Here is a 647-nt window from a genome sequence, read left to right on the forward strand (position 1 = left end):
TACGCTTAGTCACTTAACCATACAACCCCAAATTGTCTTTGAAATCGTAAGTATCGTGCTTAAGGTTCACAATAAAATTATTGACCTTTATTTTTACTACTATCAGCTTGCCTAATTGTTAAAGAGCATTTTGAGATAAACTCAAATCAAACCACACAAATAAGTGCGCTTTGATTTGAATTTGTTGAGCAATCAATCAGTTATTCTTTTCCATAGTGAACCTAAGGAATGGTGGAGTTAAGCGGGATCGAACCGCTGACCTCCTGCGTGCAAGGCAGGCGCTCTCCCAGCTGAGCTATAACCCCAAATATATCATTTGGTGATTCTGTTTTAGGCAAGGCATTTGAAGGCGAAGTGTACTTCTGTACACGAGTCTTCAAATAACGAAGCATAAAGCAGAATCTGGTTGGTCTGAGTAGACTCGAACTACCGACCTCACCCTTATCAGGGGTGCGCTCTAACCACCTGAGCTACAGACCAATCATGACCTGACGGTCTCTAACTGTTTGCTCTATCTCTGCAATCAATCATCTGTGTGGACACTACGCAAAATAGTTCCGCTTTAGGTAAGGAGGTGATCCAACCCCAGGTTCCCCTAGGGTTACCTTGTTACGACTTCACCCCAGTCATGAATCACAAAGTGGTAA

The 647-nt window shown here is 42.7% G+C and carries 2 tRNA genes and 1 rRNA gene; all 3 read right to left on the minus strand.

Going from position 1 to position 647, the window contains the following annotated elements:
* Positions 1 to 229: 229 nt before the first annotated feature.
* Positions 230 to 305, minus strand: a tRNA-Ala gene (locus A5320_RS07330).
* A 98-nt stretch (positions 306 to 403) separates the two neighbouring features.
* Positions 404 to 480 (minus strand) — tRNA-Ile (locus A5320_RS07335).
* A gap of 87 nt (positions 481 to 567) precedes the next feature.
* Positions 568 to 647: ribosomal RNA gene (locus tag A5320_RS07340) — 16S ribosomal RNA — on the minus strand; the annotation flags it as partial.

Source organism: Rheinheimera sp. SA_1 (assembly GCF_001669775.1).
Classification (GTDB): domain Bacteria; phylum Pseudomonadota; class Gammaproteobacteria; order Enterobacterales; family Alteromonadaceae; genus Pararheinheimera.